The 4,405-nt window shown below is 73.8% G+C and carries 1 protein-coding gene; it reads left to right on the top strand.

What is annotated here, in order from left to right:
* Positions 1-4,405 (top strand): non-ribosomal peptide synthetase (locus IEZ15_RS43450; RefSeq protein ID WP_189282446.1); only part of this gene is annotated, 4,405 nt, incomplete at both ends.

Here is a 4,405-nt window from a genome sequence, read left to right as displayed (position 1 = left end):
GACGAACTGGCGGCGGTCGTCGCCACCGTCGACGGCGGCGCGGCCAACATCGCCGACGTCTACCCGCTCGCCCCCCTCCAGGAAGGCCTCCTCTTCCACCACCTCCTGTCGGAGGGCGGGGACGACGCCTATGTGCTCCCCACGGTCCTGGAGTTCGACTCGCGGGCGCGGCTCGACGCGTTCACGGACGCCCTGCACCAGGTCGTGGACCGCCACGACATCTACCGCACCTCCATCGTGTGGGAAGGCCTGCGCGAGCCGGTCCAGGTCGTGTGGCGCCACGCCACCCTGCCCGTCACCGACGTCACCCTCGACCCCGAGGGCGGCGACCCGGTCGAGCAGTTGCTCGCGGCAGGCGGTCTGTCGATGGCCCTGGACCGGGCGCCGCTGCTCGGCCTGCACGTCGCGGCCGTGCCCGGCGGCACCGGCCGCTGGCTGGGCCTGCTGCGGGCGCACCACGTGGTGCGCGACCACACCGCCCTGGAGATCGTCTTCAACGAGGTCCAGACAATCCTGGCCGGGCGCGGCCGGGAGCTGCCCGAGCCGCTGCCGTTCCGCACCCTCGTCGCCCGGACACGCGGCGCGGGCACCCGCGCCGGGCACGAGCGCTACTTCGCCGACCTGCTCGGCGACGTCACCGAGCCCACGACCCCGTTCGGGCTCGCGGAGATCCGGGGCAACGGCGGCACCTCCGTACGCGAAGTGGTGCCGTTCGCCAACGAGTTGACCCGGCGCCTGCGCGAGGTCTCCCGACGCCTGGGCGCCAGCCCGGCGACCCTGCTGCACGTCGCCTGGGCCCGGGTCCTGGCGGCGGTGTCCGGCCGTACGGACGTGGTCTTCGGCACCGTCCTGTTCGGCCGCATGAACGCGGGCGAAGGCGCCGACCGGGTGCCCGGCCCGTACATGAACACGCTGCCCGTCCGCGTCCGCACGGACGCCTTCGGCGCCCTCGGCGCGGTCTCCGCCATGCGCGACCAGCTCGCCCGGCTCCTGGAGCACGAGCACGCACCGCTTGCCGTGGCCCAGCGCGCCAGCGGCGTCACCGGCGACACCCCCCTGTTCACCGCCCTGTTCAACTACCGCCACCACACCGACCAGTCCGACGGCACCGCGCCGCGCGGCGAACTGGCGGGCATCACACTGCGGTTCGCCGAGGAGCGCGACAACTTCCCACTCGCGCTCTCCGTCGACGACCACGGCGACGGCATCAAGCTGGCCGTCGACGCGGTCGCCCCGGTCGACTCGCGCATGGTCGGCGGCCTGATGCGCACCGCCGCGCACAACCTGGTGGCCGCGCTCGAAGCGTCCCTCGACCACGGCCAGGACGTGCCGCTCAGCTCCGTCCAGGTCCTGGACGAGACCGGGCTGCGCCAGGTGCTTGGCGCGTGGAACGACACCGCGGCCGAGGTCCCCGACGCCACCGCGGTCGCACTCTTCGAGGCCCACGCGGCCCGCACCCCGGACGAGGTCGCCCTCGTCGCCGACGGAGCCGAGGTGACGTACGCTCAACTGGACGCCCGCGCCAACCGGTTGGCGCGCCACCTCGTGGACCGGGGCGTCGGCCCCGAGTCGGTCGTGGCGCTCTGCCTGGAGCGCGGCGCCGACCTGGTCACGGCGGTGCTCGCCGTACTCAAGGCGGGCGGCGCCTATCTGCCCGTCGACCTGGACTACCCGGCGGAGCGCATCGCGTACATGTTCGGCGACGCCGCTCCCGCGGCGGTCATCGCCTCCACGGGCACGGTCGCGGCCGTACCGCCGTCGAACGCGCAGCTCGTCGTCCTGGACGAGACAGAACCCGAAGGCCTGGCGGACGGCCCGCTGGGCACGCCGATCCGGCCCGAGCACCCCGCGTACGTCATCTACACCTCGGGCTCGACCGGCCGCCCCAAGGGCGTCGTCCTCACCCACGCCGGGTTCGCCAACACGATCGCGGGCCTCGCCCGCTTCGAGGCCGGTCCGGGCTCGCGGGTGGCGCAGTTCGCCTCGGTGAGCTTCGACATCTTCTGCCTGGAGTGGTCGCTGGCCCTCACCTGCGGCGCGACCCTGGTGGTCGTCCCGGCCCACCGCCGTCTGGGCGCGGACCTGGCGGCGTTCCTCGCCGAGCAGGCCATCACGCACGCGACGCTGCCGCCTGCCGTCCTGGCGGGCCTGGAGGACGGGTCGATCGACGCGGACGTCGTCCTGGAGGTCGGCGGCGAGGCGTCCTCGCCCGAGCTGATCGAGCGCTGGGCGCGCGGCCGGACCATGTACAACACGTACGGCCCGACCGAGACCACCGTCGACGCCACCGTGTGGCGCTGCGAGCCGGGCGTCACGGACGTCCCGATCGGCACGCCCATCGGCAACACCCGCACGTACGTCCTGGACGGCTCGCTCTCACCCGTCCCGGTGGGCGTCGCCGGTGAGCTGTACGTCGCCGGCGCCGGCCTGGCCCGCGGCTACCTGGGCCGACCGGGTCTTACCGGCGAGCGGTTCGTCGCCGACCCGTTCTCCCGCACCGGCGACCGGCTCTACCGCACCGGCGACCTGGTGAGCTGGAGCGCGGACGGCCAGCTGGAGTACCTGGGCCGCGTCGACGAGCAGGTCAAGGTGCGTGGCTTCCGCATCGAACTGGGCGAGGTCCAGTCCGTCGTCGTCACCCACCCGGGCGTCGACCGGGCCGCCGTCGTCGTCCGCGAGGACGCGCCCGGCGACAAGCGCCTGGTCGCCTACGTCGTCCCGGCGGGGGAGAAGACCCCCGAACTGGCCGCCGACGTGGTTGAGTTCGCAGCGGACCAGCTGCCCGCCCACATGGTCCCGGCCGCCGTCACCGTCCTCGACGAGCTGCCCCTGACCGCCAACGGCAAGCTGGACCGCAGAGCCCTGCCCGCCCCGGCGTACGCCGACGGCGGGGGCGCCGCGCGCGGCCCGGCCACCCTTCAGGAGGAGATCCTCTGCGGGGTGTTCGCGCAGGTTCTCGGCGTGCCCTCGATCGGCGTCGACGACGACTTCTTCGCGTACGGCGGCCACTCCCTGCTCGCGGTCCGGCTCATCAGCCGGGTGCGCACCGTGCTCGGCGTGGAGGTGCCGCTGCGCACCCTGTTCGAGGCCCCGACCGTCGCCGCGCTCGCCGCCCGGCTCACCGGCGCCGGAGCGGCCCAGACCGCCCTGACCCCGATGGAGCGGCCGGCCCGCACCCCGCTCTCCTTCGCCCAGCGCCGCCTGTGGTTCATCGGTCAGCTGGAGGGCCCCAGCTCCACCTACAACATCCCGATGGGGCTGCGGCTGACCGGCGCCCTGGACCGCGCGGCACTCATCACGGCCCTGCGGGACGTGATCGGGCGGCACGAAGTGCTGCGCACCCTGTTCCCGGTCGCCGACGGCCAGCCGTACCAGCAGGTCGTCGGCCTCGACGAGCTGGCGTGGGAGCCGGAGGTGGCGCGGGTCACCGAGGAGGACCTGGCGGCCGCGCTCGCCGGGGCGGCGGAGCACGTCTTCGACCTCGCCTCCGAAGTGCCCGTGCGCGCCACGCTGTTCGAGCTGGCGCCTGAGGATCACATCCTCGTCGTGGTCGTGCACCACATCGCCACCGACGGCTGGTCCACCGGACCGCTGGCCCGGGACGTGTCGGTCGCCTACGCGGCCCGCCGCGAGGGCCGGGCGCCGGCCTGGGAGCCGCTGCCGGTCCAGTACGCCGACTACGCGCTGTGGCAGCGCGAGCTGCTCGGCGACGAGCGCGACCCCGAGAGCATGCTGGGCCGCCAGGTCGCATACTGGCGAAGCGCGTTGGAGGGATCCCCGGAGGAGCTGGAGCTGCCCTTCGACCACACCCGCCCGGCCAACGCCTCGCACCGGGGCCACAGCGTCCCGGTCGACATCCCGGCCCAGGTGCACGCAAGACTCGTGGACGTGGCCCGCGCCGAGGGCGTCACCGCGTTCATGGTCCTCCAGGCGGCACTGTCCATGCTGCTGTCCCGCCTGGGCGCGGGGACCGACATCCCCATCGGCTCGCCCAACGCCGGGCGCACCGACGAGGCGCTCGACGACCTGATCGGCTCCTTCGTCAACACCCTGGTGCTGCGCACGGACCTGAGCGGCGACCCGACGTTCCGGGAGGTCCTCGGCCGCGTACGGGAGCGGAGCCTGGCGGCCTTCGCCCACCAGGACGTGCCCTTCGAGCGACTCGTCGAGGAACTCGCGCCGAGCCGCTCCATGGCTCGGCACGCCCTCTTCCAGGTCATGCTCACCCTCCAGAACACCTCCGAGGCCGTCCTCGAACTGCCCGGCCTCGGCGCACGGGCCCTGACCACCGGCGCCTCCAAGGCCAAGTTCGACCTGGACGTCATCGTGGGTGAGGCGTTCGACGACGACGGTCACCCGGCCGGGGTGCGCGGCTTCGTCACCGCCGCTGCTGACCTGTTCGAAC

It is taken from the genome of Streptomyces atratus (assembly GCF_014648655.1).
GTDB lineage: Bacteria > Actinomycetota > Actinomycetes > Streptomycetales > Streptomycetaceae > Streptomyces > Streptomyces atratus.
Note: the sequence above shows the minus strand (reverse complement) of the source record. Positions and strands in the feature narration are given on the sequence as shown.